The following is a 25,623-nucleotide window of genomic DNA, read 5'->3' on the forward strand; positions in this document are numbered from 1 at the left end:
TGAAAGAGTCGATGCATATAGTGTAATTTGAAGGCAGCACCAGATTGTCACGGGCCTACCTTTTGCACCATCGCTCAGCATCAGAGAATATCGAAATGGGGAAGTTGGAATGGTAGCCGTCAGAGATCTTACTGTCGAAGAGATTGCCACATTTCAAAGTCAAGGTTGGGTGCATGTCCCAGGCCTGATCTCGGCTGAACTAGCCGGCCGGCTGTTCGAGCGCGCGCAGGATGTCATGGGGGTTGACGCGCTTGTCTCGACCGGGGCCGGCGGCGGCGCAGACGAAGACGCGTTCGCGGACTACAAGAATATCCTGCGCAATTATCTCGGTATGTGGCGCGTCGAGCCTCTTATGAAGGAACTGTCGCATTCGCCTCACTTGGCCCAGAATATCTCCCGAATCTTGCGGGGTCGTCCTATCCGCTTCTTCAACGACGAAGTCCTGGTCAAACCTCCGATAGAGCAGGGAGGCAAGGCCACCCCCTGGCATCAGGACTTTCCTCATTCCCCATTCGACAGAACGGGCCTGGTCAATATCTGGTTCGCTCTCACGGATCTTCCAGCCGACGGTGGCGCGATGTCGTTCCTCACCGGCTCTCATCGCCAAGGCCCTCTGGGACGCACGTTGCTCGATAGCGATGATGTACTGGCGCAAAATCCATGGTTAGCAGAAGAGTGCCCTCCATCTCCGGTCCCAGCCATGAAGGCGGGCGATGCTACAATCCATGGCGATCTTACCGTTCACGGCGGACCCGCGTTCAATGGGCCACACTGGCGCTGGGCCTATCTGGTAAACCTGCTGGACGCGACGGTGCGCTATTCCGGTGGCCCAAGCTATGGTGAGAACTTCGACGGAATAGAACCAAACAAACCTTTCCCTTCCGATCGCTTCCCGGTCCTTTGCGGAGGGGCAGCATGAGCGCGCCAAACGCCCGAAAAGCCGTGGCCTTACGGTGCCGCTCTTAAGAGGCAAGCTCATGACCGCCGATGATATGCTATCAATCCAGCAGGCAGTAGCAGCCTACGGAGCCGCACTGGATGGCGCAGAGGTGAGCCTCTTTGAGCGCTGCTTCACGCAAGACGCCGAGTTGTTTCTGGTTGGCTTCAAACAGACGGTCGACGAGTATGTAGCTCAATGCCAGAAAGCCTATAACTTGCTTGAGGCAATGCATCATCATTGTGCCACGACGCTACTTGATTGCGACCGGAAATCGGATGGCTCGATCGGAGGCCGGACGCCGTTCGTCGCCTATCATTTCGGCAAAAGCCACAGCGAACCGCTAGTCATCGGCGGCGAATATCTCGATGTCTTTTGCCGAACCAGCAAGGGATGGCGCATCGCGCGGAGAACTGGCAGAGCGCGATGGCAAATGGGCGATCCGACAATGCTGGCCCCCTTAATGGACAGACCACCTACGATCTTGGCGTAGCTGTCCGCCGGGCGCTGTCAAAGCAAATGCCCACTTGCAGGGAAGGGGTGAAGGTTTAGCATTCGGCGGATGTCCCGTGCCTGCAAATCAGCCAACCCGTTCAGGTATTTCAACTCCTCGCCGGAGATCATTCGGCTGGCGGTGCTGATGTATGTCCGTTTTCCGCTGTCCCTGCGCAACGTCGAGGACTTGCTCGCTGAGCGCGGCATCGACATCTGCCACGAGACGGTTAGGCTGTGGTGGAACCGGTTCGGACCGATGTTCGCGTCAGAGATCCGGCGCCAGCGTGTCAGTCGGATGCGTGGATTTCGTCAGTGGCGCTGGCACCTTGATGAAGTGTTCGTCAAGATCAACGGCGAGCGCCATTACCTGTGGCGGGCGGTGGATCACGAGGGAGAGGTACTCGAGAGCTACGTTACCAAAACCCGCGACAAGGCTGCGGCTCTGACTTTCCTGAAGAAGGCATTGAAGCGGCACGGTCGGGCCGAAGCAATCGTGACCGATGGCCTTCGGTCATACCCGGCCGCGATGCGCCAACTCGGCAATCTTGATCGCCGGAAAATGGGGCGATGGCTAAACAATCGGGTGGAGAACAGCCACCTGCCATTTCGCCGACGAGAACGGGCGATGCTGCGTTTCAGGCAGATGAAGACGTTGCAGAAGTTCGCCTCCGTCCATGGCTCGCTCCATAACCATTTTTCCCAGGACCGTCACCTCATCGATCGCAAGACCTACAAGCAGCGTCGCTCGGCAGCCCTTGCCGAGTGGCAGACACTCATGGCCTGAAGACCCGCGCAATCTGCCCAAGTCGCGCAAATCGGAGACAAGTTGCGATTAGACTGACAGCTCCCCTCGCCGCCTGCGCGGGTGGCGGTCAGGGCGCCGCTTGCCGCCTGGCGGCGCCAGCCAAACAGCTGGTTCGGTGCCACCCCGTGCATGCGCGCCACACGCGACACGCTGTTGCCGGGCAGGAAGGTCTCTTCGACCATGCGGAGCTTCTCTTCCGGGGTCCAGCGCCTACGGCGCTGAACCCCTCCGAGAACCTCCGCATGCACATAGTTCCTGGGATTACTGTCGGTCATATGCCTCACTCTTGCATAAGTGTGAGGAACTGTCCGGTCATTTTGGGGGCCGCTTCAATCACCGCAGACTGTATCAGGGCCGTTCTCTCATTAATTTTTACATTTATTCAGATTTGTGGTAATCGTCGGCGCGCTCTTCCTCAATCAACTTCCGCAGTAGTTTGCGGACACGGACCGGGCCGACGTCGTTGGACATCAGCACAGGGTTCAGGTCGAAGAAATCAGTATCGCCCATTTCGCGCTGGACACCGGTGATGATCGGTCCGTCCTCGGCTTCGAAAGTGTCGTGCATCGCCTTGATTTTCATGGCGTTGTATTCGGCATTGTCGGTATCGTGATTGCGCCGCGTAGCAAAGAAATAATGCGTCGTGAACTGAGTTTCGGGGGTGGCGGTATGCAGGTCGTACTGCATTACGGCTTCGTCGAAACTCAGTTCCCCCTGAACCGCACCAACAGACAACTGGATATTGGCGGGTGGCGTCCAGGTGATGTCGAAATATTGGCGTGCCTCGGCATCAGGAGCGGGAAGAAACGGTGCAAGAATCAGCATCGCCGGTTGTTGCTCCCACTCCCAGCGCGACGAGATCGAGCGCGAGGTGGAGCGTATTTTTGGTATCTTGGGCGACAATTTCCCCCGTGTCGAAATGATTTCGCCATGGACATGGTCGATGTGGCTCAGGTCCATTACGTTGTCGACGATCAGTTCGAAATTAGCGTCCATGTGCATGTAGGTATAGCCCACGGCGTTGGGGCCGCTGTCCTCAAGAGGACTGAAGTCGGGCAGGAGATCCGGGTCGGCTGTCTGCTCACCCATCCAGATCCATATGAAGCCGTGGCGCTCCAGCAACGGGAACGCCCGGACGTTTGCCCCATCCGGGATGTTGCCATTACCGTGCGGATTATGAGTGCAGGTGCCGACGCTGTTGAAGCGCAGCGCATGATAAAAACAGGAAATTTCGTCGCCTTCCCGTTTGCCCATGTGCAGCGGCGCAAAGCGATGTGGGCAGCGATCACGAAGCGCAGTGGGCGAGCCGTCGGAAAGTCGGTAAATCATTACCGAAATATCGAGGATCTTCCTGTGGAATAGCGCCTGTCCTTGAACTTCCGAGGAAAGGGCTGCGACATACCAGGCATTTTCCAGGTATCGCGTATTAGTGTGAGTTGGGGCGTTCATCAGGCTCTCCCTTGTTCCAGAAGTTTTTTCGGTGTGCATCACCCGGGAAGCGTGGCCCGGCTGTGGTGAATTCTGCCAGTTGTTCAAGGATCGAAAATGGCCTTGGTCAGTGCTGAGTGAGATAGCTTTCGCGCCTGGGAGAATATTCGCCGAATTTTGCGGGACACATGATTGATCCTCCGAAGGGAGGTTAGGAGGAAGTGCTGGCGGGGTGTTTCATCCGCTCCATCATCCGCTGGAAAATCGTGACAGTCCGGTCTGCGGCGTTGGGCATGATCTTCTCGCCAGGCGACATCGCGATGATGCGGGCCTGCGCCTCAATGATCAGCTTGTCCTCAAGGAAGGCAGCCATCGCCACGTCGATCATCTGCTGCGCAATTTCCTCGCCGCCGAATTGAGATCCGGGTCCCCACGAAAAGAAATAGCGTGAGCTGCCCGCAGTGAGCGGGGTTACGGCCTGGCAGGTAAAATTGGAAAATAGCACATCGCCCGCTGGCGCAGCATGATTGCTCCCCTTAGCGGTGCCAGGGGGATGGAGTGACGTGTACATCAGAAATACGCCGGGGATCAGAAACTCATAGCTGGCCCACATGTCGACGCTTTCATACGCGGCAAGCGAGGGCAGGGGTGGCAGCGGCGGTGCGCTTTCGACCCAGCGCTCGACGCGGACGCCTCGTTCGATCTGGGTCGTGCGCGGCTGCTGCGTGATCCATCCGGGCGTCGCTCCGAACGAGGCTACGTGGACGTAGGCGAGGTGAGACAGGTCCAGCAGATTGTCGTTGATCAGTTCATGCGGTGCGGCATAGTCCAGCTGACCCGATTTCAAGACCCATACAGGATCGTCCAGGCCGCGTGCGTCAGGCAGAAGTGCTGCGTCCGCCAAGTGTGGATCGCCCATCCATATCCATGCCCAACTGCCTTTCTCGACCACAGGATAAGTCTGGATGCAGGCTGATGAGGGAATCATGTCTTGCCCGGGAATTTCAACGCATTTGCCGTCTGCAGTGAAACGCATCCCATGGTACATGCAGCGGATATCGTCGCCTTCCAGACGGCCAAGGGAAAGCGGCGCAAGGCGGTGCACACATCTATCGGCCATCGCCACCAGAGTTCCGTCACCCTTGCGGTAAAAGACGACAGGTTCGGCAAGGAAAGTGCGCGGGTGCGGTTTTCCTGCGGTGAATTCATAATCCCAGCCAGCGACATACCAGCAATTCCGGACAAAATTCGGGCGTGTATTGGTCATAGTGGAACTTCCCTGGAAGTTGGGCGGCGGCAGTGCTCTGCCGCCCAAAAGTTGAAAGTGCCGAAATTGGTGAAACAGGATCCCGTTAAAACTTCATGCCAAAGCGAAGATACCATTCGGCGGGACGGTTCGGCGTTCCAAAGATGATCCCTGCGCCGTTTTGTTGGGTCCCCCCAGACGTCAGAAAGCGCTCGCTGGTAATATTGGTACCGCCAGCTGTCAGTTCCCACACGCCATTCATGGCTTTGTAGGTTGCGCTGGCGTTCAGAAGGTCGGTCGCTGGGCGCAGCAAGGTTAGGGTGCGTTCTGTATCATTCCATTGCGATGACGTGTGGGTGTAGTCAGCCAGCAGGAGCAGCGATCCCGCCGCGCCCAGAGATACTTCATAGCGGGGGCTGACGTTAAATTTCCACTTGGGGGTTTTTGGCAATGATACGCCTATTGCCGTACCTGCCTGATGCGAATTGGGCGCGACGATCGCCTGGGGCAGCACGGAGGTATAATAGGCATCAGTGTATCCGACCGAAGTGGCGACCGAGAAGTTTCGGATCGGAGCTACGGTCAGTTCAACTTCAAAGCCCTTGATCCGCGCGGTGCCAGCGTTCTGGATTGTCGGCGATACGCCCTGCTGGAAGTTCAACTGGATGCCGTCGAACTTGGTGGTGAAAGCAGCGGCATTGATCTGCAAGCGGCGGTCAAGCAGCGTCGATTTCAAGCCTACTTCAAAGCTTTCTGCCTTTTCCTCATCGAAGCTGGGGGCATAAGGCAGCGGGTTGGAAAGCCGCGTGGTCCAGCCGCCGGTCTTGTAGCCTTTGGCGAATGACCCATAGATCATGAGGTCATCGGCTGGGTGCAACTGAAGCCCGAACTTGGGCGAGAAGTTGCTGAACGACTTGTTCTGGGTTGGCGTCACATAATAGCGCAGCGGTTGCGACGGGTTGGTAAATCCAAGGGGAGTCGAGCAAGGATCGCCGAAAACCGGGCAGTTGAACAGTTTATAGTTGAAACCGTTCAGGTCGCTCTGACCACCATTGATGCCCTTGTCTTCGTGCGTGTAGCGCCCGCCCACGGTAATGCCGATCAGATCGTTGAGGCGATAATCGACCTGCCCGAAGAACGCGTAATTTTTGGTCTTCAGCTTGTTTGGCCCGGCGATCTGCAAAAGTCCCTGATTGAACGTCACGAAGTCGTTCAGATCATTGTTTTCCTTGAAATAATAGGCGCCCAAAACGTAGTTTAGTTTTTTGTCGAAGGCATGCCCCGTCAGTTGAAATTCCTGACTGAATTGCCACTGGCGCAGCGAGAATGCGAATTCCAGGATGCGGATAGGCGCATTGTCCGCATCCAGTCCGCTGCTCCAATCGATCTTGCGATAGCTGGTGATCGACTTCAGCGAGATGCTGTCGGAAAGATCGAAATCTACCGTCCCGCCGATGCCCCAGTTCTTCATTTTGGAATAGCTGTTGCCGGTGGCATAAGTCTTGTCAGGATCCGTGGTTACCCAGCGATTGTCGATCGGCAAGCGGTCGTTGTTCGGGTCGCCATCGACGTTGACGCTGGCAAGTCCGCCCAGTTGCTGCCCAGGGTTGAGAGGCGTTCCGCGCGGGCCGCACAGGGCTGTGGCATTTCGCGCGGCGATCTCGGCTCCGGTCGAGCCGATGCAGAAGTTGTAAAGGCCGGCAAAGTTGAAGCCATTGGGGGCAAGGCCGGACGAAGCGTCGTAAAGGGCGGTCGCTCCAAGCCCGGGAATGACCAGAGCGCGGTCAGCGGTGGGTGCAAACGGGCCGGGATCATTGGCGGTTACGGCGAGCACATTATTGGCGGTCGCGGCCTGATCTTGCCGCAAATAGTCGCCGGAAAGCGTCAGGCGAAGGCGGCTGCTGGCTTCCCAGCGTAATTTGCTGCGCACCGTCCATTCGTTTGAACCACCGTTGCTGTTCGCGCCCTGATAATAGTTCGATCGGAAGGCCTGATCGACGTCGTTCACGAAGCGGCCAGCACCGGGATAGTCGACCCGCTGCTGGAAACCGTCCCGGTCCTTGCTCGAAAACGTCAGGCTGGCGCCCAGTGTTTCGGTAATGGGGATGTTGGCCGTACCCTTGACGTCCAGGCGGTTGTACCGGCCCGTGGTGATGTCGCCGTTGAACGACAGTTCCTTGCCGGGATTGCGCGTCACGATCGAGATCGCACCGCCGATGGTATTGCGGCCAAACAGCGTGCCCTGCGGGCCTTTCAGGATTTCGACCCGCTCCACATCGGGCAGATCAAGGTTCGCGCCAACGGTGCGAGCGAGATATACGCCATCCAGGTATACGCCTACGCCGGGATCGAGATTGGCGGCGAAATCATTCTGGCCGATGCCGCGGATATAGGCTGACAGCACCGAGGTTGAGCCGGAAAACGGCGTGCCCGCATCCAGCGAGACGTTCGGCGAAATGTTGGCCAGCGAGGATACATCGCCGACGGCGCGTTCCTTCAGAGAGTTGGCGGTGAAGGCCGAAATGGCGATGGGCACGTCCTGTACGTTCTCCACGCGCTTTTGCGCGGTGACGACAATTTCCGCGATTCCGCCTGAATCTTCCTCGGTGACCGACTGTTCCTGCGCGTGGGCGGGTGCCGCCATGGCGAAGATCGTGGCCAATGCTGTGGATGTAATCAGTTTCATTTTCTCTTCTCCCCCTGTTTTATATTTTAGGCGTAAAGTGCGTCTCGTAAGCGCTTGTGGACTTGTGCCAGCGCAGACTTGGACCGGACCGTTCGGGCCGCGCTCTCGAACTCCAGCGATTGCGAAACGATACCGAAGCCGGCCGTCGCGGCCGCGGCGACAAGTCCGGGGCCGTCTTCGGGTGAAAGCACCCGCGCCATGAGCGTGCGCCCGGTCAGCAAGTATTCAACGGCTGTAGCGCCCAGCACTTCGTGTGCCCGCGACAAGATGCCGCTGCTGGCCGGAGCCTGGAAATCGATGAAAGGTACGGGCGGTGGTGCACCGGGTAGTACCTGACCGGCAAGCAGGTGTTTGCGCGCAGTCCATTCGGGCGCGTTATCGTCTGGCAACATCCGTGCACCGGGCGTTTCTGCTATGATTTTCGCGATCATCGGCCAATATACGGCGAGTGTTTTGGGCAGACCGGTCAATGCCGTGGTCAGCAGCATTTTGTCCGATCCGCGTACACCAAAACTGGCCCGGTCGAAGGCAGCGCTCGTCAAGGCGATGTTGTGGGCGATGACATTGGCAGTACGCAGCGGACGCAGAGCGTCGATCAACTGGTCCGCAGCGGCGCTATCGTCGAGTTCGATCCGCAAGGCGCGCAGTTCAGGCGGCAAGGGGGAAAGCCACAGGCCGAGTTGGGAAACCACACCCATGTCCGACTGGGTGAAAAGCCCGTCGAGGTACGGCCCGAAGTTGTGCTTGAACATTTGCCATGTGCGCGATTTTGGCACTGCACCCATGCCGAGGCGCACTACGTCGCCGCCGGGCAACACGACCTCGGCGCCGCACTGCATCAGCACACGGTCGCCATAGGGCGTGTAGCCGAACTGGCGGGAAAGCGTGGCGGCGGCGACCGAGACATCGGGATGGACCGTCGCGTCGATCGACAAAGGTAGCAGCCTTTTTGTGATCTCTGCGCCCAGTTGGCGGAAGGTTACGCCAGGTTCGACCAGTGTCAGCGCATAATCGGCGTCCAGATCGATGATGCGAGCCATGCCGGTCAGGTCGATCAACTGCGCCGGACCTTGCTTCTCGGGCAGGACCAGGCCCGTTCCAAAGGCATCCATGGCAACGACATGGTTGGCGTTGACCCCGCGAATGCGGGCAAGCGAAGCCTTGAGCATGGCGAGGTCGGTGGGCCGTTCGATCGCGGTGATCCGCGTGCCGGCGGCGGCAAGGCGGGCGAGAAGAGGATTGAGATCGGTCATCGTATCCACCTCAGCGCTTTGGTTTGGGGGCCGAAAGCCAGGCAGCGATGGCTTTCACATCGGCGTCTGAAAGCTCGGTCTGGCGGAACGGGGGCATCATCATGAACCCTTGGCGGATCGCCATGGTGACATGTTCGGGGGTGAGGTCGGTGCGCTGTTCGAGTACGGCAAAGTCAGGCCCGGCATCGATGGCGAGGCGTGCGGTGCCAGGGTGGCCGGGGCCAGCCGCGTGGCACGATGAACAATTTTGCGCGAACAGAGTCCGGCCGTCAGGGGCAGCCGATGCAACGGAACAGCCGGCCAGTGGCAGGGATGCGAAAATGCAGAACAGTGTTTTCATGAGGACGCTCCATCCGACCAGATGCCACTCTTCCCGGGGGCCATGATGCCCGAAGGGTCCAGTGCGCGCTTGATGCGTTGGCTAAGCTTCATGAGCGCGTCGTCGCCCCAGCCATAAGTACCGGCGATCTGATCCATGAAGCTGAGGTGACCGCGATATTCGCCGTAGCCACGCTTGGCGGCCTCATCGATCAGTTCGGTGACCATGCTGACCACTCGACCGCGCTGATCCTCATCGCTACGCGAGAAGATCGGTTCGACGATGTGGTGCATCGCGCGGAAGCCGACGATGAACATGCCGGTATAGTCGAAGCCATGCCGGTTACAGATTGCTTCGGCTAGGCGGTACTGGTCGAGCGCGGTTTTGCCGTCGACCGGGGCCACAGGCGAAAAACCGAGGTGGGCACCATTCGGCATCCAGTTGAGGATACCGAACTCGGTCATGTTCGGTTCTCCGCGCATCAACTGGGTGCGATATCCGAACACGACATCGTTTTTGCGGTCTTCTTCGGTGAAGAAGCGCGCGCCCTTCACCGAAGAGAAGCTGTCGCGGATTACTTCCCAATGGGCATCCATGACCGGTTCAGGGCCATAGAGGGCGGCGTAAAAGTTCCATTTGCCGACGCCCAGATCCTCCATCATCCGGCGGCGGCCCGCTTCTGGCACGGGGCCAGAATCTGAATGGTACTTCGTCCGGTCCAGCGATGTGGCTGCTTCCAGGTTGAGGCTGCAGGTGACGGCCGCGTTGGGGATGATGTGCGTCATCTTGAGCGGGCGGATCAGGTCTGAGACCGGCTCGATGTCATCATCTTCAGCAAAGGTGACAAGGAACGGGCGATATCCCGGTGGTTCAGGCATCAACTGGATGCCGACCTTGGTGACGATGCCGAAATTGGACTGCGTGAAAATTCCGTCGATCCACGGGCCGCCGCCATAACGATACGTGTGATTGCCGGGCGCACCTTCCTGCGCGGCCATGCCGGTGTCCACAACCGTACCGTCGGCCAGCACCACCTGCATCCCGCATTGCCACATGAAGCGGTCGCCGTAGGGCGTGTAGCCGACCCCGCGTTCGAGCATATTGCCCATAATACCGCCCCAGCCTGGCGATGGCGTGTCGATCCAGAGCTTGGAGCCAGTTTCGCGCAAGTGGCGATACAGTTGGAAGAACGATACCCCCGGCTCGACCACCGCGTAGGCCAACTCTTCGTTAACCTCGAGGATGCGGTTGTTGCGCTTGAGATCCAGCGTCAGCGTGCCGTGCTTACGCGGCGCGGATCCGCCGTAGGCAAGGTTGCGACCGGTCGAAATCGCCCAGACCGGGATCCGGTGATCGCGTGCAATGCCGATGATCCTGGTGATCTGGTCGAGGCCTAGCGGGGCGACGATCGCCGATGCCATGTTGGCAGTCACGTCTTCGAAGGCGAAGTGATCACTGTAGGCCGCGATGTCTTCTTCGCTGGCAAAAAGCCACTGTGGGCCAACGACAGCGCGCATCGCATCCAGCGCTTGTGCAAATTGCGCGGGGGAAACGCCTTGGGCAAGTAGCGCGCTCATGCCGAAAGCCGTTCGAACAGGAAGCTGTTGAGGAACGCCGGACCGGCATGGGCAGGCGTTTCAAGTTCCAGGGACGAATGGAAGCGGGGCACTGACGGACTGCGCGTCAGCAGATGCAGTGCCAGCGCACTTGCCCAGTTTGCGCCTGTGCGCGAAATGGCAGATGCCACAGCCTTGACCAACGCCGCCTCGCCGTCCAGCCGATGCTCGACCCTGCCTTCCGTTCGGAAATGGCTAGCGTTGAACATCTGGCGATAGCCAGCCTCGCGCAGCAATTGTTGCAAGGGAAAGGCTTCGGATTGCTGGGCCAGCGCAATCACACGCGGTGCATCAAATCTGTCCGTGGCAAGCGTGGCGATAGCACCGCCGCAAGCTGTTGCCTGGCCAAGCCGGTCGCAGCCGCCAAGGAAGTGCGCCCTGTCCGGAAAGCCATTGCCAACCAGCACCGCGGTATCGCCTATGTGCATGATCTGTGCGGCCTTGGCGGGCAGCGCGACTAGTGCGCAGCCTAGTAATCCGCCCACCATCACCTGGCGTCTGTCTGGCATAAAACTCTCCCGAAGGCGGCATTCGTTGTGTGTCGCGTTTCGAGATCATTTTATGCACGAGCCATGCCAAATGCGGTTTTTGGCAGATTTTCGCCGTTTTTAAGAATTCTGCCGCGACAAGAGGGACGATGCGTGTTTGTTAATGAACATCATTTCGGGGCGGAATGTTCAAAATTCGACATCGACCTTTCGATTGCGCCTTATCCAGTAGTTTATTTGTGAACGCGTCATGCCGGTCAATCGAGCGGTCTCTGATACATTTCCGCTGGTTCGTAAAAGCGCCTCACGGATCATTGCGGATATTGCGCCATCAGCACCCAAGCCACTTTCGAGCATCTTGCCTCCAAGTGCGCTATTTGACGCCGATGGATCAGGTCGGTCGAGCAGGTAGGCGCGGAATGGATCGCCGCCTTCGCCATCTTCGTCGCGGTCTGCTTCGGTCATGAGGTGGTGAACGTCGATCGGCAGGCCCTCGTCTGCCAGGATCACCCCGCGCTCAACGATGTTCTCCAGTTCACGGACGTTGCCTGGCCAGTCATACGACATGAACGCGCGCAACACGTCCTGCGAAAAGGCCTTCAGCGTCTTGCCGTGTTGCTGCGCAAACCGGCGCTGGAAGTGGTTGATCAGCAGAGGAATATCCGCGCGCCTTTCCCGCAGCGGAGCAATTCGCACAGGAAACACGTTTAGCCGGTGAAACAGGTCGGCGCGGAAGCGTCCAGCCTTGATCTCGTCCCGCAGATTTGCATTGGTGGCGGCAATGATCCGCACATTCGCGGTCAGCGGCGCTCGGCCTCCGACACGCTCGAATTCGCCTTCCTGAAGTACGCGCAGCAATTTACCCTGTGCGGACAGGGTCAGGGTTCCGATTTCATCGAGAAACAGCGTGCCTCCATTCGCGCGTTCAAAGCGGCCTGGTCGCGTCGCGACTGCGCCTGTGAACGCACCCTTTTCCACCCCGAAAAGTTCGGCCTCGACAAGGTTTTCCGGGATCGCCGCGCAATTGATCGCGATCATATGCTTGTCGGCGCGCGTACTGCGTTTGTGCAGTTCGCGTGCAAACACTTCCTTGCCGACACCGCTTTCGCCAAGGAAAAGCACTGGGGCGTTGGTGGGCGCGACCTTGTCGATCAGGTTGAAGACGATGTTGAAGGCTGCAGATGCGCCGACGATCGAGCGGGCGCCGATGCGCAGATCTCCGTCGGGAACAATTTGTGCCTTTTCTGATGTATTGGGACGTGTGGAATAGTTCTCGGCGCGAAAATAGCGCAGCTCGCGTTCAGGCTCGTGCCATTCTTCAGCTGGCTTTCCGATCAGGAAGCACTTGCTGTGCCCCATGGCTACGCACTCGATCTCCCGGAACACGAATGGTCTGCCGAAGAAGGCTGAAGCATAGCCCGACGCATATCCAACCTGTTGCCATCCGCCGGGTTGATGGCCGACACCCATGTGGGCGAGGTGGCTCTCGCATTCTGCGGAATGGCGCCAATAATACTCGGTGTAGAACCGCCCCTTTTCGGGCTCCACGTCGAATATGATCGGCTCGACCTTGACCACGCCCTTGAGTGCGTGAAGTTGCGGCCCAGCCGAAAAGGCGTTGAACACCGACGTATCCTTGCGAAGGCGAATTGCCAGTTCCGCTTCGACCGCGCCAAGTTCGTAGCCAAGCCGCGTCATGATCGCGCGGGCACGTTCAAGTCCAACCGCGACAATCAGTTCGCGGCGCATGATGCCTTGTGCATCATGTTCGGTAAGGATCATGCGGCGGCCGTCTAGCCAGATCGAGGCCTCGTCCGGCATGAAATGCAGCGACTTGCGCAGGTCGTCAAACGCCGGGGCCTGCGGAATCTGGTCATGAACGTCCCCTCTTGCCACTTCCAGATCCTCTCTCATTATGGTTCGCGAGGGAGTTCAATTGGTCCGGGTGCAATGCACGTCGGCCCTCGTCTTGTTGTGCTGGCCAAGACACCTTGCTCCGCTGCTGCCGTCAAGAACATGTTTGCGGATGCCGCCAAAGGGACCGGTGGGCGCTGTCAAAGCAAATGCCCACTTGCAGGGAAGGGGTGAAGGTTTAGCATTCGGCGGATGTCCCGTGCCTGCAAATCAGCCAACCCGTTCAGGTATTTCAACTCCTCGCCGGAGATCATTCGGCTGGCGGTGCTGATGTATGTCCGTTTTCCGCTGTCCCTGCGCAACGTCGAGGACTTGCTCGCTGAGCGCGGCATCGACATCTGCCACGAGACGGTTAGGCTGTGGTGGAACCGGTTCGGACCGATGTTCGCGTCAGAGATCCGGCGCCAGCGTGTCAGTCGGATGCGTGGATTTCGTCAGTGGCGCTGGCACCTTGATGAAGTGTTCGTCAAGATCAACGGCGAGCGCCATTACCTGTGGCGGGCGGTGGATCACGAGGGAGAGGTACTCGAGAGCTACGTTACCAAAACCCGCGACAAGGCTGCGGCTCTGACTTTCCTGAAGAAGGCATTGAAGCGGCACGGTCGGGCCGAAGCAATCGTGACCGATGGCCTTCGGTCATACCCGGCCGCGATGCGCCAACTCGGCAATCTTGATCGCCGGAAAATGGGGCGATGGCTAAACAATCGGGTGGAGAACAGCCACCTGCCATTTCGCCGACGAGAACGGGCGATGCTGCGTTTCAGGCAGATGAAGACGTTGCAGAAGTTCGCCTCCGTCCATGGCTCGCTCCATAACCATTTTTCCCAGGACCGTCACCTCATCGATCGCAAGACCTACAAGCAGCGTCGCTCGGCAGCCCTTGCCGAGTGGCAGACACTCATGGCCTGAAGACCCGCGCAATCTGCCCAAGTCGCGCAAATCGGAGACAAGTTGCGATTAGACTGACAGCTCCCCTGCACAAGTTCTGGGACCTGATCGACGATATCCTCAATACCGTGTTGTTCCTGCTGATCGGGCTGGAAGCTGTCACCGTGCCGCGCGATGCAGGGCTGATCCTGCTCGGCGGGGGAGCCATTGCGCTTTCGCTGCTGGCGCGGTCGGTATCAGTCATCCTGCCGCTTTCAGCCTTCGGCAAGGCGCGGGCTGCGGGCGCGATCGTGCCCGTCACCTTGATCTGGGGTGGATTGCGTGGTGGCATTTCGGTGGCGCTCGCGCTCGGCCTGCCCCATGGCAGCGAACGTGACCTGATCCTTGCTGCGACTTACGCCGTCGTGCTGTTCACGGTCATCGTGCAGGGCGGGACGATTGCCGGCATCCTGCAACGCCTGGAAAACAAGAACGCGAATCCCGCCTGATGCGCCCCGCCTGATGCGAAGGCCTAGCTGTCCCAGTCTGCCAGCGTCTCGCCGGTCGCGGCATCCTCAAGGGTGATCTTGCCGAACTCAACCGCTACAGCACAGACCGGCGGCTTGGTCGTCTGGCGGTTCCGGCAATGCACCGGCTGGCCATCGCCAAAGGCGGTGATCCGTCCTTCGATCCTGACCCGGAATGCGCGAGGTGCCGGCTCGGCACCCTTGGGTAACTTCGCCGTATAGGCATAGGGCCGCTTGCCCCGCAGCAGCCTGCGCGGCGCGTCGGACGAGAAATACTGCACGAGCGCGAGCCTGTTGTCCGGCGCGGCCTGCACAGCCGGATTCACGTCTGCGCTTTTCGGATCTGCTTTTTCCGGCGTTTCCGGCATTGCCGCATTGGTGGCAGGACGCGGGCACTGTTCCGACCGTGTCCACGGCCTTTCGATCCAGAAGCCCTCGGCCGTTTCGAACGGCTGGCCATTGGCCAGGTCCGCAAATAGCGGCTCGGTCGCCCAGTTCTGCCGGCTGAAGTGTACTCGCAGCACCTTTGACGCCGGATCGAAGCTCCACGAACCCCAGCCACCGGTTGCGCCATCCTCGCACGCGATGGGCAAGGTCAGTTCGAAGCTTCGGTTCGCCAGTTCAAGGTTCGATTTCGGCAGGGGATTTCCAGCCGCAACCTCGTCCGCCGCCGCTGCAACCGCTGCGAGGATCTCGGTACGGCCCAATGCAGAGAGCGCTTTGGCTGCCGATGTCGTGTTCGACGGTCCTTCCTCGGCGATCTCTGGCGTTGCCGATGCCTCTGGAGCAGGATCGGAACGCTGACAGCCCGAGGCCGCAATCAGGGCGACAAGCACCAGTGTCCGGCATGGCGACCGACGGGATGGCCGTTCACTACTGCAATGTGCCTCGATCATCCCGAAAGCCTAGCATCGATTGTCGGCAAGGTCATCTGTCTGTAAGCATTGAATAATCATGACGCTGGAACAGATCCTGACGCTGGTGGTCCTCGTGGGCGTTGTCGCCGCGCTGATTGCCGACCGCATGAGGGCCGATGTCGTGGCGCTGAGCGGCGCTGCCATCCTGCTCGTGACAGGGGCAGTCCGACCCAGTGAAGTCCAGGGCGCATTCGCCAGCCCCGCCATTCTCACGCTCGCATCGCTGTTCGTGATTGCCTACGCGATGGAACTGTCCGGCCTGCTTGACAAGGCCATCGAAAAAGCCGTCGTCTTCTGTCGCAGGACCGGGGCAGCGGGGTTGTGGGGCCTGATCGGCATGTCCGGTGTCGGGTCGGCTTTCCTGAACAACACCCCAATCGTGGTGGTGGTCGCACCCGTGATCCGCGACGTGGCAAAGTCCATCGGGCTCGATCCCCGGCGTTTCCTGATGCCGCTGTCCTATGTTGCCGTTCTTGGTGGGAGTTGTACGCTGATCGGAACGTCCACCAATCTCCTCGTCGATGACATGGCCCGTACATCCGGGCAGGCGCCGTTCGGCATTTTCGAGATCACCCCGGTGGGCCTCGCCATGGCGCTGGCGGGCGGCATGTATCTGGTTCTGTTCACCGGCAGGCTTGTGAAAGGTGCCCCGGCACCGGCCGAAGAGCCAGGCAAGCCTCGGGCCCGCGCCGATATCGAACGCCATTCTGTGAGCCATGTGGACCTGACCGGCGATTCACTCGAAGACACCAAGGTCTACGCGCAAGTCCGCGAGTACCGGCCAAGGATGGCGTTCATTTCCGTGGCGATCTTCATTGCCGTGATTGCCGTGGCGGCGATTAATCTGGTGCCGATTGCTGCAGCGGCCTTTGCCGGTGCGGTCCTGCTCATACTGCTCCGGGTGATATCGCCGGATCAGGCCTATGCCGGATTGCGACCGGAAATCCTGCTGCTGATCGCAGGGATGGTGGTCATCGGCATCGCTATGGAACAGACCGGCCTTGCCGCGGAAGTGACGCAATGGATGATCGGCTCAGTCAATGACGTGGGCCCTTTGACGGCGCTGATCTTTCTTTATGGCGCGACGCTGCTTCTTACCGAACTTCTGTCGAATGCCACCGTTGCGGTCCTGCTTACGCCCGTCGCAGTGGCACTTGCCGAAAGCCTTGGCGTCAGCCCTCGCCCGTTTCTCGTGACGATCATGATGGCGGCAAGCGCCGCTTTCGCCACGCCCTTCGGCTACCAGACCAACGTCCTCGTCTACCAGATGGGTGGCTACCGCTATATGGATTTCATGAAGGTAGGCCTGCCGCTCAACCTGTTGACATGGGCCGTGGCGGTAATGGCCATACACCACTTCTTTCCGTTCTAGTCGTCTTAGGTTCCGCATTCCCGTGACTGGGAATCGCAGATTGTCGCCGCTTCGAGCCGCAAGCGTTCATGGGCCAGCGATGCCTGCGCGATCATCGTCGCCAGAAGAACCTTCTGCTGCGGCATGACCGGGTCACGTCCATCCCCTTTCGAGATGCCCAGCACGGCGAGAGTGCCCAGCGAGGTCTTGAGAGGGTGGAACTGCCAGCTCGCCTCGGCAAGATTTGAACTGCCGCTGCCGGTCATCTCCCCAGTTGTCCAGGCCCAGTCGAGCGCCGCCTCGTCCAGCGGGTCGAGCGACTGGCTTTCTGGAAAGGATCCTGCAATCTCCAACTTGCCTGCAATTTCGCGCGCAACGATCGCATTTGCGCCGAGCATCCGGTTTATCTCGCGGCAAACCACTTCGGCTGTGGAAGTCCAGTCGGAAACCCGCGTAAGGTCCTGCGCAAAGACTGCTAGTGCAGCGCTTTCCTGCGCATTGCGGTCACTCAGGTAGATCCTGCTGCGCAAGGTACCTGTCAGCATGGATGTATAGATACCAACCCCGAGCAGGACGAGCGCCATGACCCAGCTTTGGACGGCCAAGGGATTGGCGGAGAGGCCGGGTGCAAGGAAAAACAGGTTGAACATCACCGTCGACAGCAAGGCACCGACAGCCGCGGCCATCATACCAAGCCTTGCCGAAGCTGCGATGACCGGAAACAGGAACAGGATGCTGAGGTAAGTTGCACCGGTAAACTCGCGCAGCAGCAGCGCGATGGCCATCGTGATTATCACGCCAATCACCGTAAGCACGATGTCCCTGGGCGTGCTGCGCGCGGCAATCCACGATCTTGCCGCCGGTATCGGCTGCGCGCTGCCAAATACATGGAAAGTGGCGCCGGGCATGGCTTTTGCCAGTTGCTCGACCAGCGATTCCTGCCTGAGACGTGCAATTGTCGCGCGCGGCCGCACAGCCAGAACCACATGCGGCGACGCCATGCCCTTCAGATGATGTTCGAGGGCCGAGGCCACGGTCGCACCGGACACGCGATGGATCGATGCGCCGAGCGCTGCGGCTTCCGCGAGAGCCAAGCTCATACTTTTGTCGGCGCTTGCGCCTGGGACTGTAGCGGGCGTCTCGATCGAGAGGACCTCCCAGGAACGCGCGAGTTTGACTGCCAGCTCGTGCCCCAGCTTCACAAGGCGCCCACATTCCCCACCAACGTCGAGAACGACGCTTACCCGATCATCACAGGGATGGGCACTCTTCAGCTTCGAATTGAAAACCTGGCTTGTGGGTCCGGTGTTCAAACCGTCGGTCACCTTCCCAATCTTTGCGGACAGCCTTGCCGGCGCCTTCCTGCGCAAGCGGACAACGAACTTCGTGTCAATATTGCCCCAAAGCTTTGATTAAACAACATGCAGAACGCTCTATGACACTTATCCTGACGACGCAAAGGCGTCTGCTTCCGTTCCCGGTGCGCGTTCCGACCCGCTCGTTGCACTACATGCCATTCTGGTTGAACCTCGATCTTCTGATCCCTAGGCGGAAGCAATGAGTATTCTGGGAAGATTCCGGCTAGCGACCAACCAGCTCGATCGCAGGCTTTGGCTGATGCGCGTGGCTGCGGTTGCAGGAGCGGTCCTGCTTGGGCTGGTCGCGATTCTTTTTGCGCAGGCCGGTGATCTGGCTCAGCACGTCTTTGCCCGCATGTTCGCCGCCCATCCCGTGTTGGCATCTGCATCAACCCCGTTCGTATTCGTGGCAGTGGTGGGCCTGACCCGGCGCTGGTTTCCGGAAGCGCGTGGATCGGGAATTCCGCAGGTCATGGCGGCAAGTCACAACCCCGCAGCAAGCGCAAACGGCCCGTTGATCTCGCTGCGTACAGCGGCGGCCAAGTTTGCCGGTACGCTGCTCTTGCTGCTTGGCGGGGGCGCGGTCGGCCGCGAAGGCCCGACAGTGCAGATCAGTGCCGCGCTTATGATAGCTGTGCATCGCTGGTTGCGCATACCAGTCAATGCAGGCGTCATTATCGCCGGGGGTGCGGCGGGTGTCTCTGCGGCCTTCAACACGCCTCTGGCCGGCGTCGCTTTCGCGATAGAGGAACTGGCGGCAGCGTTCGAGCAGAAGGTTGCACTTCTGGTCATGGCAGCCGTCATGATCTCAGGGCTGGTCAGCCTGGGCATCGCTGGCGATTACGTTTATTTCGGTGCGATGACCCGGCACATGGCAATCCGTGACATTGCGGTCCTTGCTCCACTCATGGGCGTGCTTGGAGGAATCGCCGGCGGAGCATTTTCACGCACGCTCGTTGCCCTGTCCGGTTCCAGGCACCCGTGGTTCGTCAGCGCAAGGGCCAATCCGCTAAAGCTGGCCTTTGCCTGTGGCTGCGTGGTTGCAGGGCTAGGCCTTGCCACCGGCGGCGTCAGCTGGGGCACGGGCTACGAGACTACACGGACCCTGCTTAGCGGCGGGGAGGCGACTCTTTCGTTCGGACCCGCAAAGTTCGTGGCCACCCTTGCAACCGCGTTGAGTGGTGCCCCTGGTGGCATTTTCGCACCATCTCTTTCGGTGGGGGCGGGCCTGGGACAACTGGTAGCGGACATCACGGCAGGCGTGCCGTCCGGCGCGCTCGTCCTGCTTGGGGTCGCAGCCTACTTTACCGGCGTGGTCCGCGCTCCCCTTACCGCAGTCATCATCGTGACCGAAATGACCGCCGATCGCGCGATGATCATTCCGTTGTTTATCGCTGCGCTGATTGCCGATTGGGTCAGCAACAAGATTTGCCACGTGAAGCTCTACCATGCGCTTTCCCAAGGCTTCCGGCCAAGCCCTGCAAAAGAGAGTGCTGCCTGATCTGCTCAATTCCTATCGGGAAATGTGCCCGGACGTTCATCGTCCAGCAAGAGCAGCGCCTCACGCTGGATTGCTAGCGCGATCTCGTGGAAACTCTCGGTGTAAACCGAGCCAGCCCGCCAGACGGCTGCAATCGAACGCTTCGCGGACCAATCCTGGATCTGAAGGGCCGTCACCACGTTTCGTCCACCGACTTCTGATCCCAGATAGAGCTCGGGAAGGATAGCCAGGCCAAGACCCGAGGCGCACATCTGACACAGGCTGTCGAGACTTGTCCCTTCGTAATCGCTCAGCAGATCTAGCCCAAGGTCGTCGCAGATTTCCTGGGTCTGCTGGTGAAACGGATAGCGTGGATCAATGCCAAGCGCCTTGCTTCCGGCAAGATCTGCCCTTGTAACAGGCTGCTTGCCGGACAGTGGGTGCTCGGGCGGGGCCACAACCTCCAGTCGTTCTTCGAAGAGTGTCTCGAAGTGCAGATCGCTGCCCGCAGCCGGTACAGGCGTCAGCATGACGTCGAGCGCGCCGTGCCGCAGTTCGAGCAGATGCTCGCTGGGAATGCCCTCACGAATGTGAAGTCTCACTTGGGGCATCTGCTGCTTCAGCACACTGATAATACCGGGCAGAAGATAGGGGCCTATGGTCGGCGAAACGCCGAGACTGATGGTGCCGACCAGCTTGCCCGCACTACTGCGCGCGCAAGCTTCAAGTTCAGTGAGGTCGAGCAAGAGTTTTCGAGCGCGGACCACGATGTCCCGGCCGACCGGCGTAAGCCTTGCCGGCGTTACACCCCGCTCGATCAGCGTAACGCCAAGGTGCTCCTCCATCTTCTGCACTTGCAAACTAAGGGTCGGCTGCGACACGTGCAGGTAAGTTGCGGCCCGTCGGAAGTGCTGATGGTCGGCGATCGCAACGAGATATTGCAGTTGGCGAAACGACAGCATGACTCCGCCTGATTGTTAAAACCTATCAATTTCTTACGTTTCTTTCAATTGGACCTATCGCAATCAGGCATGCAAGGTTTTTCCGCAACTCAGAGATAAGTCCGTCCGGTGTGTGTGTCCGACAGTTGCGGATGCGCAGCACCTCGCAACCTCCGCGGCCCGTCCTGTCGCGGAGAGGAATCCGGGGGCAAACGAGAGCTTTGTCGATGCCATTGTTTCACTTGGTCCTGCAGCCGGCTGCAGGAGCAGAATGCGTGACGGTTCAGTATGAATCTTACTCTTTGCCTGCGGCCATCGCGTTGGCGGCGCATCACGCATCGTCCACCCCGGCTGCGCTGTGGTGCGAAGGGCGCGAAGTCTGCCGCATCGGCGCCGACGGAAAGCCAGATTTTCAACTAGATGGGAGTTCTTGAAGTGCGCGTTGTATCTCTGGTCCTCGCAGCCACGGCTGCCCTGTCCCTTCCAGCAGCCGCTTTGGCTCAGGCTACCGCGACGGCGACGGCAACCTCAACGCCGAACCTTACCGTCGGGTCGGTAATCTACGATCCGCAGGGCGGAGAAGTCGGGAAGATCGACAGCGTAAGCGGCGATGCCATTGTCGTCGATACCGGAGCCCACAAGGCAACGCTGCCCAGAACTGCTTTCGGAATTGGCGCCAAGGGTCCTATGGTGACCATCACCAAGGCCCAGATCGATGAACAGGTCGCAGCTGGGGCGCAGAAGGCGGCGGCCGCGCTTGAAGCGGCGCTCGTGGTTGGCGCGGAAGTGAAGGGCAAGGCCGGGACGCCGATCGGCACCCTCAAGGAGGTGAGTGCGGACAAGGTCGTGATCGATCGCACCGCAGGTCCGGTCGCACTCGCCAGAAATGCGGTTGGCCTGGGTCCGCAAGGTCTTTTCATCTCGTTGACCGCAGAAGAGCTCGACGCTGCGGCAAAGCCTACCCCGCCGGCAAACTGATCGTCGGAACAAAACGGCCTGTGCACGGGTTCCAATAGGGCCCGGGCGCAGCGTCCGGCTGCGGAGGCACCTTTCAGGAGAAGCACAATCGGGGATGCCACACTTGCGTTAGCGGCTCCGCCCGACGTGGTTCTGCACGAAGCCACGCTTTTCCTGGATCTCGACGGCACTCTATTCGAACTTGTCGACAACCCCGAGGATGTCCGCGCCGATCATCGGACACAGGCCCTGATCGGGCAACTCTTGCAGCACATGGATGGCAGGGTCGCAGTGGTCAGCGGACGTTCGCTGGCCCAGATTGACGACATGCTGGGCGATGCTGCGGGTACGCTCTGGATTTCCGGCAGCCATGGCTGCGAATACCGCTGGGACGGTGTCATCCAAAGCCCCTCGCGCCCGGCCGCGCTTGACGACGTCGCAGCCAGTTTCCGCAATTTTGCGCAAAACCAGCCCGGCGTTCTGGTCGAGGAGAAGAGCCTCGGCGTTGCCCTGCATTACCGCACGGCCCCCGAAGCCGGGGCCTCTGCCCTCGCGCTGGCGCAGGAAATGGCTGGCCTGCACGACCTCTATCTTCAGCACGGCAAGTCCATGGTGGAACTGCGCGCAGGCAGCGAGAACAAAGGTAGCGCCATCCTCACCATGATGGCGCACCCGGGCCTTGCCGGCACGACCCCGGTCTTCGCTGGCGACGACGTGACCGATGAACCCGGCTTCGAAGCGGTCCTCGAACTTGGCGGCCACGCGATCCTTGTCGGCGAACCCAGGCCCACGCTTGCCACCTTCCGCCTGCGCTCGCCGGAGGAACTTCGCGAATGGCTCTGGAGAGCAACGGTATGACAGCTTCCCTCGATCTCTGGCCAATCGGCAACTGCCAGGTTTCGGCGCTGGTCGATACCTCGGGCGCATTTGTCTGGGGCTGCATTCCGCGGGTCGATGGTGATCCGTTCTTCTCGGCCCTGCTGGGCGGTGAGATGCCGCGGGAAGGCCTTTGGGCAATCGATCTCGAAGACCGGCTGGAAACCACCCAAAGCTATCTGCGCAATACCCCGATCCTCGTCACCCGCCACCGCGATGCCAATGGCGGTGAGATCGAGGTGCTGGACTTCTGCCCATATCTCCCGCGCAATGGCCGCACCTATCGCCCCGTGGCCTATGCCCGGATCGTGCGCCCCATCGCGGGCAGCCCGCGCATCCGCATGCGCCTGCGGCCTACCTGCGGGTGGGGCAACACCTGCCGGATGACCATCGGCGGATCGAACCATATCCGCTACCTGTCCGAAGCCATGACGATGCGGCTGACCACGTCCGCACCGGTCGGCCTCGTTGCCGAGGAACGGGCCTTCCGCCTTGAACAGGCGCACTACTTCTTCCTCGGCCCGGACGAGAGCTTCTCGGGCAACCTTGCCGAAACGCTCGAACGGATGCTCGAGGCAACCGCTGCCGAGTGGCGCCACTGGGTGCGGGGCCTGGCCACGCCGGTCGAATGGCAGGACGTGGTGATCCGGTCGGCCATAACGCTCAAGCTGTGCCAGCACGAGGAAACCGGCGCCATCGTAGCCGCGCTGACCACCTCGATCCCCGAACATGCCGGATCGCAGCGGAACTGGGACTATCGCTACTGCTGGATCCGCGATGCCTACTACACCGTGCAGGCCCTCAATCGCCTCGGCGCGCTGGACGTGCTCGAAGGTTATCTCGCCTACTTGCGCAATGTCGTCGACAATGCGCGCGGTGGCCATATCCAGCCGCTCTATGGCGTGCTCGGCGAAGCGAAGCTGGACGAAGGCCTTGCCGAAAGGCTGCCCGGCTATCGCGCGATGGGGCCGGTCCGCATCGGCAACGCAGCCTGGTCGCAGGTTCAGCACGATGCCTATGGCCAGATCGTCCTGTCCAACACGCAGGCGTTCCTTGACCAGCGCTTGCTGCGCATGTCCGGCCTCGCCGATTTTGAAGCGCTGGAAAAGGTCGGCGAAAGGGCATGGGCCCTGTTCGACAAGCCCGATGCCGGCCTGTGGGAACTGCGCACCCGCCAGTCGGTCCATACATATTCGGCGGCGATGTGCTGGGCGGCCTGTGACCGGCTGGGCAACGCCGCGCACGCGATTGGCCTTGATGACCGCGCGGCCTTCTGGGGCGAGCGCGCAGCCGCGATCCGCGAGCGGATAGAGCAGGCCGCGTGGTGTCCCGAGACCGAGCGGATGTCGGCCACGTTCTCGGGCGACGATCTCGATGCAAGCGTGATCCAGTTGCTCGACCTGCGCTTCCTCGCGCCGGACGATCCGCGCTTCGTCTCCACGCTGGCCGCCATCGAACAGGGCCTGCGGCGCGGATCGCACATGCTGCGCTATGCCACCGAGGACGATTTCGGCCTTCCCGAAACCGCCTTCAACGTCTGCACCTTCTGGCTGATAGAAGCCCTGCACCTGACCGGACGCCGTGCCGAAGCCCGCGCGCTCTACGAAGAGATGCTCAGCCGCCGCACCCAGTCGGGCCTCCTTTCGGAGGACATCGATCCGGCAACCGGCGAACTCTGGGGAAACTACCCGCAGACCTACTCACTTGTCGGCCTGATCAACTGCGCCGTCCTGCTGAGCAAACCGTGGAATACCGTACGATGAGCAGGCTGATAGTCATTTCGAACCGCGTCAGCGCCGGTGGGGGCGCGCAAGGCGGACTTGCCGTCGCGCTTTCGGCGGCCTTGCGCGAACATGGAGGGATCTGGTTCGGCTGGTCCGGCAACGAGACCAGCGAGTTTACCGGCCACATCAACATGGAACGCGTCGATGGCGTGACCACGGCCACGGTGGATCTGGAAGAGCAGGACATCGAGGAATACTACGATGGCTACGCCAACCGTACACTCTGGCCGCTGTTCCACTACCGGATCGACCTGGCCGAATACGAACGCAGCTTCGCCGATGGCTACAAGCGCGCCAACGAACGCTTTGCCGAAACGGCACTGCCGCTGATCGAGCCGGACGATCTGGTCTGGGTCCAGGATTACCATATGTTTCCGCTGGGCAAGGAACTGCGCGCGCGCGGGGTCGAAAACCGGATCGGCTTCTTCCTGCACATTCCCTGGCCGCCCCGCCGCCTGCTGGCGACCTTGCCCGAGGCACGCGCGCTGACCGAAAGTCTTCTCGCCTATGACCTGATCGGCTTCCACACCGAGGAATGGCTGCAATCCTTTTGCGATTACGTGTCGCACGAACTGGGCGGTACGATCGGCGACGATGGCTGGCTGTCCGTGGGCGAGCGCCGTGTGCGTCTGATCGCTTGCCCGGTCGGCATCGATGCAAAGGAATTTGCCGCCCTTGCCGCAAGCGAAAAGGCCAAGGAAACCTACGAACGTGTCCGTGTGAGTGCCGTTGGGCGCACGATGATCGTCGGGGTTGATCGGCTGGACTATTCCAAGGGCCTGGAAGAGCGCTTCCTCGGCTACGAGCGGTTCCTTGTCGAGCACCCGGAGGAGCGCAAGGAAGTTACCCTCTTGCAGATCGCCCCGCCCTCGCGCGGCACGGTCGACAGCTACCAGCGCATCCGCAGCACGCTCGAAGGTTTGGCCGGACGCATAAACGGGGCCCATGCAGGTCTTGATTGGGTTCCGATCCGATACGTGAACCAAGGCTACACGCGCGACATGCTTGCCGGGGTCTATCGCGCCAGCAAGGTGGGGCTTGTCACCCCCTTGCGCGATGGCATGAACCTTGTCGCCAAGGAGTATGTCGCCGCGCAGGATCCCGGTGATCCCGGCGTGCTGATCCTGTCACGCTTTGCCGGTGCGGCAGAGCAGATGCCCGAAGCGCTGCTGGTCAATCCGCACAGCGCTGAAGAGATATCCGACGCTTTGAGCCGCGCCATCACGATGCCGGGTGAAGAACGGATCCGACGTTGGCGAACGCTCATGAATGGCGTGGAACAGCACGACGTGACGTGGTGGTCGAAGCATTTTACCGACGCGCTTAAGGACTGCCATGAACACGCTTGCGGCTCGGTACACAGAAACTGAGATCCAGG

23 protein-coding genes are annotated in these 25,623 nt (G+C 60.3%); 11 read left to right on the forward strand and 12 right to left on the reverse strand.

Going from position 1 to position 25,623, the window contains the following annotated elements:
- Positions 1–109: 109 nt before the first annotated feature.
- The 3 genes from SARO_RS20600 to SARO_RS07450 all read left to right on the forward strand — a co-directional run bounded on the left by SARO_RS20600 (position 110) and on the right by SARO_RS07450 (position 2,216).
- Positions 110–919, forward strand: coding sequence for a phytanoyl-CoA dioxygenase family protein (locus SARO_RS20600; protein ID WP_011445140.1), 810 nt, complete (start codon positions 110–112; stop codon positions 917–919).
- A gap of 58 nt (positions 920–977) precedes the next feature.
- A complete protein-coding gene (locus tag SARO_RS20605; protein WP_083760804.1) occupies positions 978–1,430 on the forward strand; it encodes a nuclear transport factor 2 family protein in 453 nt (150 codons plus the stop codon).
- A gap of 69 nt (positions 1,431–1,499) precedes the next feature.
- A complete protein-coding gene (locus SARO_RS07450; protein WP_011445138.1) occupies positions 1,500–2,216 on the forward strand; it encodes an IS6 family transposase in 717 nt (238 codons plus the stop codon).
- Here SARO_RS07450 and SARO_RS20610 read toward each other — a convergent pair.
- From SARO_RS20610 to SARO_RS07490, 9 genes are all read right to left on the reverse strand, one after another.
- A complete protein-coding gene (locus SARO_RS20610) occupies positions 2,162–2,512 on the reverse strand; it encodes a transposase (protein WP_083760806.1) in 351 nt (116 codons plus the stop codon). The two genes, SARO_RS07450 and SARO_RS20610, sit on opposite strands and share 55 nt — an antisense overlap.
- 103 nt (positions 2,513–2,615) lie before the next feature.
- On the reverse strand, positions 2,616–3,686 hold the full coding sequence (locus SARO_RS07455; protein WP_011445142.1) for an aromatic ring-hydroxylating dioxygenase subunit alpha: 1,071 nt from the start codon (positions 3,684–3,686) through the stop codon (positions 2,616–2,618).
- 190 nt (positions 3,687–3,876) lie between these two features.
- Positions 3,877–4,932, reverse strand: coding sequence for an aromatic ring-hydroxylating dioxygenase subunit alpha (locus SARO_RS07460; RefSeq protein WP_011445143.1), 1,056 nt, complete (start codon positions 4,930–4,932; stop codon positions 3,877–3,879).
- Between the two features lie 85 nt (positions 4,933–5,017).
- Positions 5,018–7,597 carry a TonB-dependent receptor gene (locus SARO_RS07465; RefSeq protein ID WP_011445144.1) on the reverse strand — a complete coding sequence of 860 codons (2,580 nt, stop codon included), beginning with the start codon at positions 7,595–7,597 and terminating at the stop codon, positions 5,018–5,020.
- Between the two features lie 26 nt (positions 7,598–7,623).
- On the reverse strand, positions 7,624–8,850 hold the full coding sequence (locus SARO_RS20200) for an FAD-binding protein (protein ID WP_011445145.1): 1,227 nt from the start codon (positions 8,848–8,850) through the stop codon (positions 7,624–7,626).
- A gap of 10 nt (positions 8,851–8,860) precedes the next feature.
- The gene (locus SARO_RS20615; protein ID WP_011445146.1) at positions 8,861–9,190 is read right to left on the reverse strand and encodes a c-type cytochrome; all 330 of its coding nucleotides are present in this window, start codon (positions 9,188–9,190) and stop codon (positions 8,861–8,863) included.
- Entirely contained in the window at positions 9,187–10,746 is a 1,560-nt protein-coding gene (locus SARO_RS07480; RefSeq protein WP_011445147.1) for an FAD-binding oxidoreductase, read from the reverse strand. Before SARO_RS07480 ends, SARO_RS20615 begins: the two co-directional genes overlap by 4 nt.
- Positions 10,743–11,294: a hypothetical protein gene (locus SARO_RS07485; protein ID WP_011445148.1), complete on the reverse strand. Its 552-nt coding sequence runs from the start codon at positions 11,292–11,294 to the stop codon at positions 10,743–10,745. The genes SARO_RS07480 and SARO_RS07485 overlap by 4 nt, the downstream gene beginning before the upstream one ends.
- A 168-nt stretch (positions 11,295–11,462) precedes the next feature.
- Positions 11,463–13,187 carry a sigma-54-dependent Fis family transcriptional regulator gene (locus SARO_RS07490; protein WP_011445149.1) on the reverse strand — a complete coding sequence of 575 codons (1,725 nt, stop codon included), beginning with the start codon at positions 13,185–13,187 and terminating at the stop codon, positions 11,463–11,465.
- A 192-nt stretch (positions 13,188–13,379) separates the two neighbouring features.
- Here SARO_RS07490 and SARO_RS07495 point away from each other — a divergent pair, with 192 nt between their 5' ends.
- Positions 13,380–14,096, forward strand: coding sequence for an IS6 family transposase (locus tag SARO_RS07495; protein WP_011445138.1), 717 nt, complete (start codon positions 13,380–13,382; stop codon positions 14,094–14,096).
- On the forward strand, positions 14,075–14,563 hold the full coding sequence (locus SARO_RS07500) for a cation:proton antiporter (protein ID WP_083760808.1): 489 nt from the start codon (positions 14,075–14,077) through the stop codon (positions 14,561–14,563). The genes SARO_RS07495 and SARO_RS07500 overlap by 22 nt, the downstream gene beginning before the upstream one ends.
- A 23-nt stretch (positions 14,564–14,586) precedes the next feature.
- Here SARO_RS07500 and SARO_RS07505 read toward each other — a convergent pair whose 3' ends face one another.
- A complete protein-coding gene (locus SARO_RS07505; protein WP_011445150.1) occupies positions 14,587–15,417 on the reverse strand; it encodes a hypothetical protein in 831 nt (276 codons plus the stop codon).
- Positions 15,418–15,535: 118 nt separating this feature from the next.
- Between SARO_RS07505 and SARO_RS07510 the strand changes: the two genes are divergently transcribed.
- Entirely contained in the window at positions 15,536–16,870 is a 1,335-nt protein-coding gene (locus tag SARO_RS07510; RefSeq protein ID WP_011445151.1) for an SLC13 family permease, read from the forward strand.
- A gap of 5 nt (positions 16,871–16,875) precedes the next feature.
- On the opposite strand, the gene SARO_RS07515 is transcribed toward SARO_RS07510, so the two are convergent.
- Positions 16,876–18,174, reverse strand: coding sequence for a DUF4118 domain-containing protein (locus SARO_RS07515; RefSeq protein ID WP_143005039.1), 1,299 nt, complete (start codon positions 18,172–18,174; stop codon positions 16,876–16,878).
- A 232-nt stretch (positions 18,175–18,406) separates the two neighbouring features.
- On the opposite strand from SARO_RS07515, the gene SARO_RS07520 reads away from it, so the two are divergent.
- Positions 18,407–19,708 (forward strand): chloride channel protein, encoded by a 1,302-nt coding sequence (locus SARO_RS07520; protein WP_011445153.1) that lies wholly within the window; start codon positions 18,407–18,409, stop codon positions 19,706–19,708.
- 5 nt (positions 19,709–19,713) lie between these two features.
- Here the strand turns inward: SARO_RS07520 and SARO_RS07525 are convergent, their stop codons facing one another.
- Complete coding sequence (locus SARO_RS07525; RefSeq protein ID WP_011445154.1) at positions 19,714–20,649, reverse strand: hydrogen peroxide-inducible genes activator; 936 nt, start codon at positions 20,647–20,649, stop codon at positions 19,714–19,716.
- A 414-nt stretch (positions 20,650–21,063) separates the two neighbouring features.
- Here SARO_RS07525 and SARO_RS07530 point away from each other — a divergent pair, with 414 nt between their 5' ends.
- The 4 genes from SARO_RS07530 (at position 21,064) to SARO_RS07545 (ending at position 25,615) form a co-directional block, all read left to right on the forward strand.
- On the forward strand, positions 21,064–21,606 hold the full coding sequence (locus SARO_RS07530) for a hypothetical protein (protein WP_011445155.1): 543 nt from the start codon (positions 21,064–21,066) through the stop codon (positions 21,604–21,606).
- A 126-nt stretch (positions 21,607–21,732) separates the two neighbouring features.
- Positions 21,733–22,443: a trehalose-phosphatase gene (otsB, locus tag SARO_RS07535; protein WP_011445156.1), complete on the forward strand. Its 711-nt coding sequence runs from the start codon at positions 21,733–21,735 to the stop codon at positions 22,441–22,443.
- Positions 22,440–24,224 (forward strand): glycoside hydrolase family 15 protein, encoded by a 1,785-nt coding sequence (locus tag SARO_RS07540; RefSeq protein WP_011445157.1) that lies wholly within the window; start codon positions 22,440–22,442, stop codon positions 24,222–24,224. The genes otsB and SARO_RS07540 overlap by 4 nt, the downstream gene beginning before the upstream one ends.
- Entirely contained in the window at positions 24,221–25,615 is a 1,395-nt protein-coding gene (locus tag SARO_RS07545; RefSeq protein WP_011445158.1) for an alpha,alpha-trehalose-phosphate synthase (UDP-forming), read from the forward strand. Before SARO_RS07540 ends, SARO_RS07545 begins: the two co-directional genes overlap by 4 nt.
- Positions 25,616–25,623 lie beyond the last annotated feature (8 nt).

This window comes from Novosphingobium aromaticivorans DSM 12444 (assembly GCF_000013325.1).
Classification (GTDB): domain Bacteria; phylum Pseudomonadota; class Alphaproteobacteria; order Sphingomonadales; family Sphingomonadaceae; genus Novosphingobium; species Novosphingobium aromaticivorans.

Bases quoted from the DNA above. Each gene is read 5' to 3' on its own strand.
- SARO_RS20600 (WP_011445140.1), top strand. From the start codon at position 110: ATGGTAGCCGTCAGAGATCTTACTGTCGAAGAGATTGCCACATTTCAA.
- SARO_RS20605 (WP_083760804.1), top strand. From the start codon at position 978: ATGACCGCCGATGATATGCTATCAATCCAGCAGGCAGTAGCAGCCTAC.
- SARO_RS07450 (WP_011445138.1), top strand. From the start codon at position 1,500: ATGTCCCGTGCCTGCAAATCAGCCAACCCGTTCAGGTATTTCAACTCC.
- SARO_RS20610 (WP_083760806.1), bottom strand. From the start codon at position 2,512: ATGACCGACAGTAATCCCAGGAACTATGTGCATGCGGAGGTTCTCGGA.
- SARO_RS07455 (WP_011445142.1), bottom strand. From the start codon at position 3,686: ATGAACGCCCCAACTCACACTAATACGCGATACCTGGAAAATGCCTGG.
- SARO_RS07460 (WP_011445143.1), bottom strand. From the start codon at position 4,932: ATGACCAATACACGCCCGAATTTTGTCCGGAATTGCTGGTATGTCGCT.
- SARO_RS07465 (WP_011445144.1), bottom strand. From the start codon at position 7,597: ATGAAACTGATTACATCCACAGCATTGGCCACGATCTTCGCCATGGCG.
- SARO_RS20200 (WP_011445145.1), bottom strand. From the start codon at position 8,850: ATGACCGATCTCAATCCTCTTCTCGCCCGCCTTGCCGCCGCCGGCACG.
- SARO_RS20615 (WP_011445146.1), bottom strand. From the start codon at position 9,190: ATGAAAACACTGTTCTGCATTTTCGCATCCCTGCCACTGGCCGGCTGT.
- SARO_RS07480 (WP_011445147.1), bottom strand. From the start codon at position 10,746: ATGAGCGCGCTACTTGCCCAAGGCGTTTCCCCCGCGCAATTTGCACAA.
- SARO_RS07485 (WP_011445148.1), bottom strand. From the start codon at position 11,294: ATGCCAGACAGACGCCAGGTGATGGTGGGCGGATTACTAGGCTGCGCA.
- SARO_RS07490 (WP_011445149.1), bottom strand. From the start codon at position 13,187: ATGAGAGAGGATCTGGAAGTGGCAAGAGGGGACGTTCATGACCAGATT.
- SARO_RS07495 (WP_011445138.1), top strand. From the start codon at position 13,380: ATGTCCCGTGCCTGCAAATCAGCCAACCCGTTCAGGTATTTCAACTCC.
- SARO_RS07510 (WP_011445151.1), top strand. From the start codon at position 15,536: ATGACGCTGGAACAGATCCTGACGCTGGTGGTCCTCGTGGGCGTTGTC.
- SARO_RS07520 (WP_011445153.1), top strand. From the start codon at position 18,407: ATGAGTATTCTGGGAAGATTCCGGCTAGCGACCAACCAGCTCGATCGC.
- SARO_RS07525 (WP_011445154.1), bottom strand. From the start codon at position 20,649: ATGCTGTCGTTTCGCCAACTGCAATATCTCGTTGCGATCGCCGACCAT.
- SARO_RS07540 (WP_011445157.1), top strand. From the start codon at position 22,440: ATGACAGCTTCCCTCGATCTCTGGCCAATCGGCAACTGCCAGGTTTCG.
- SARO_RS07545 (WP_011445158.1), top strand. From the start codon at position 24,221: ATGAGCAGGCTGATAGTCATTTCGAACCGCGTCAGCGCCGGTGGGGGC.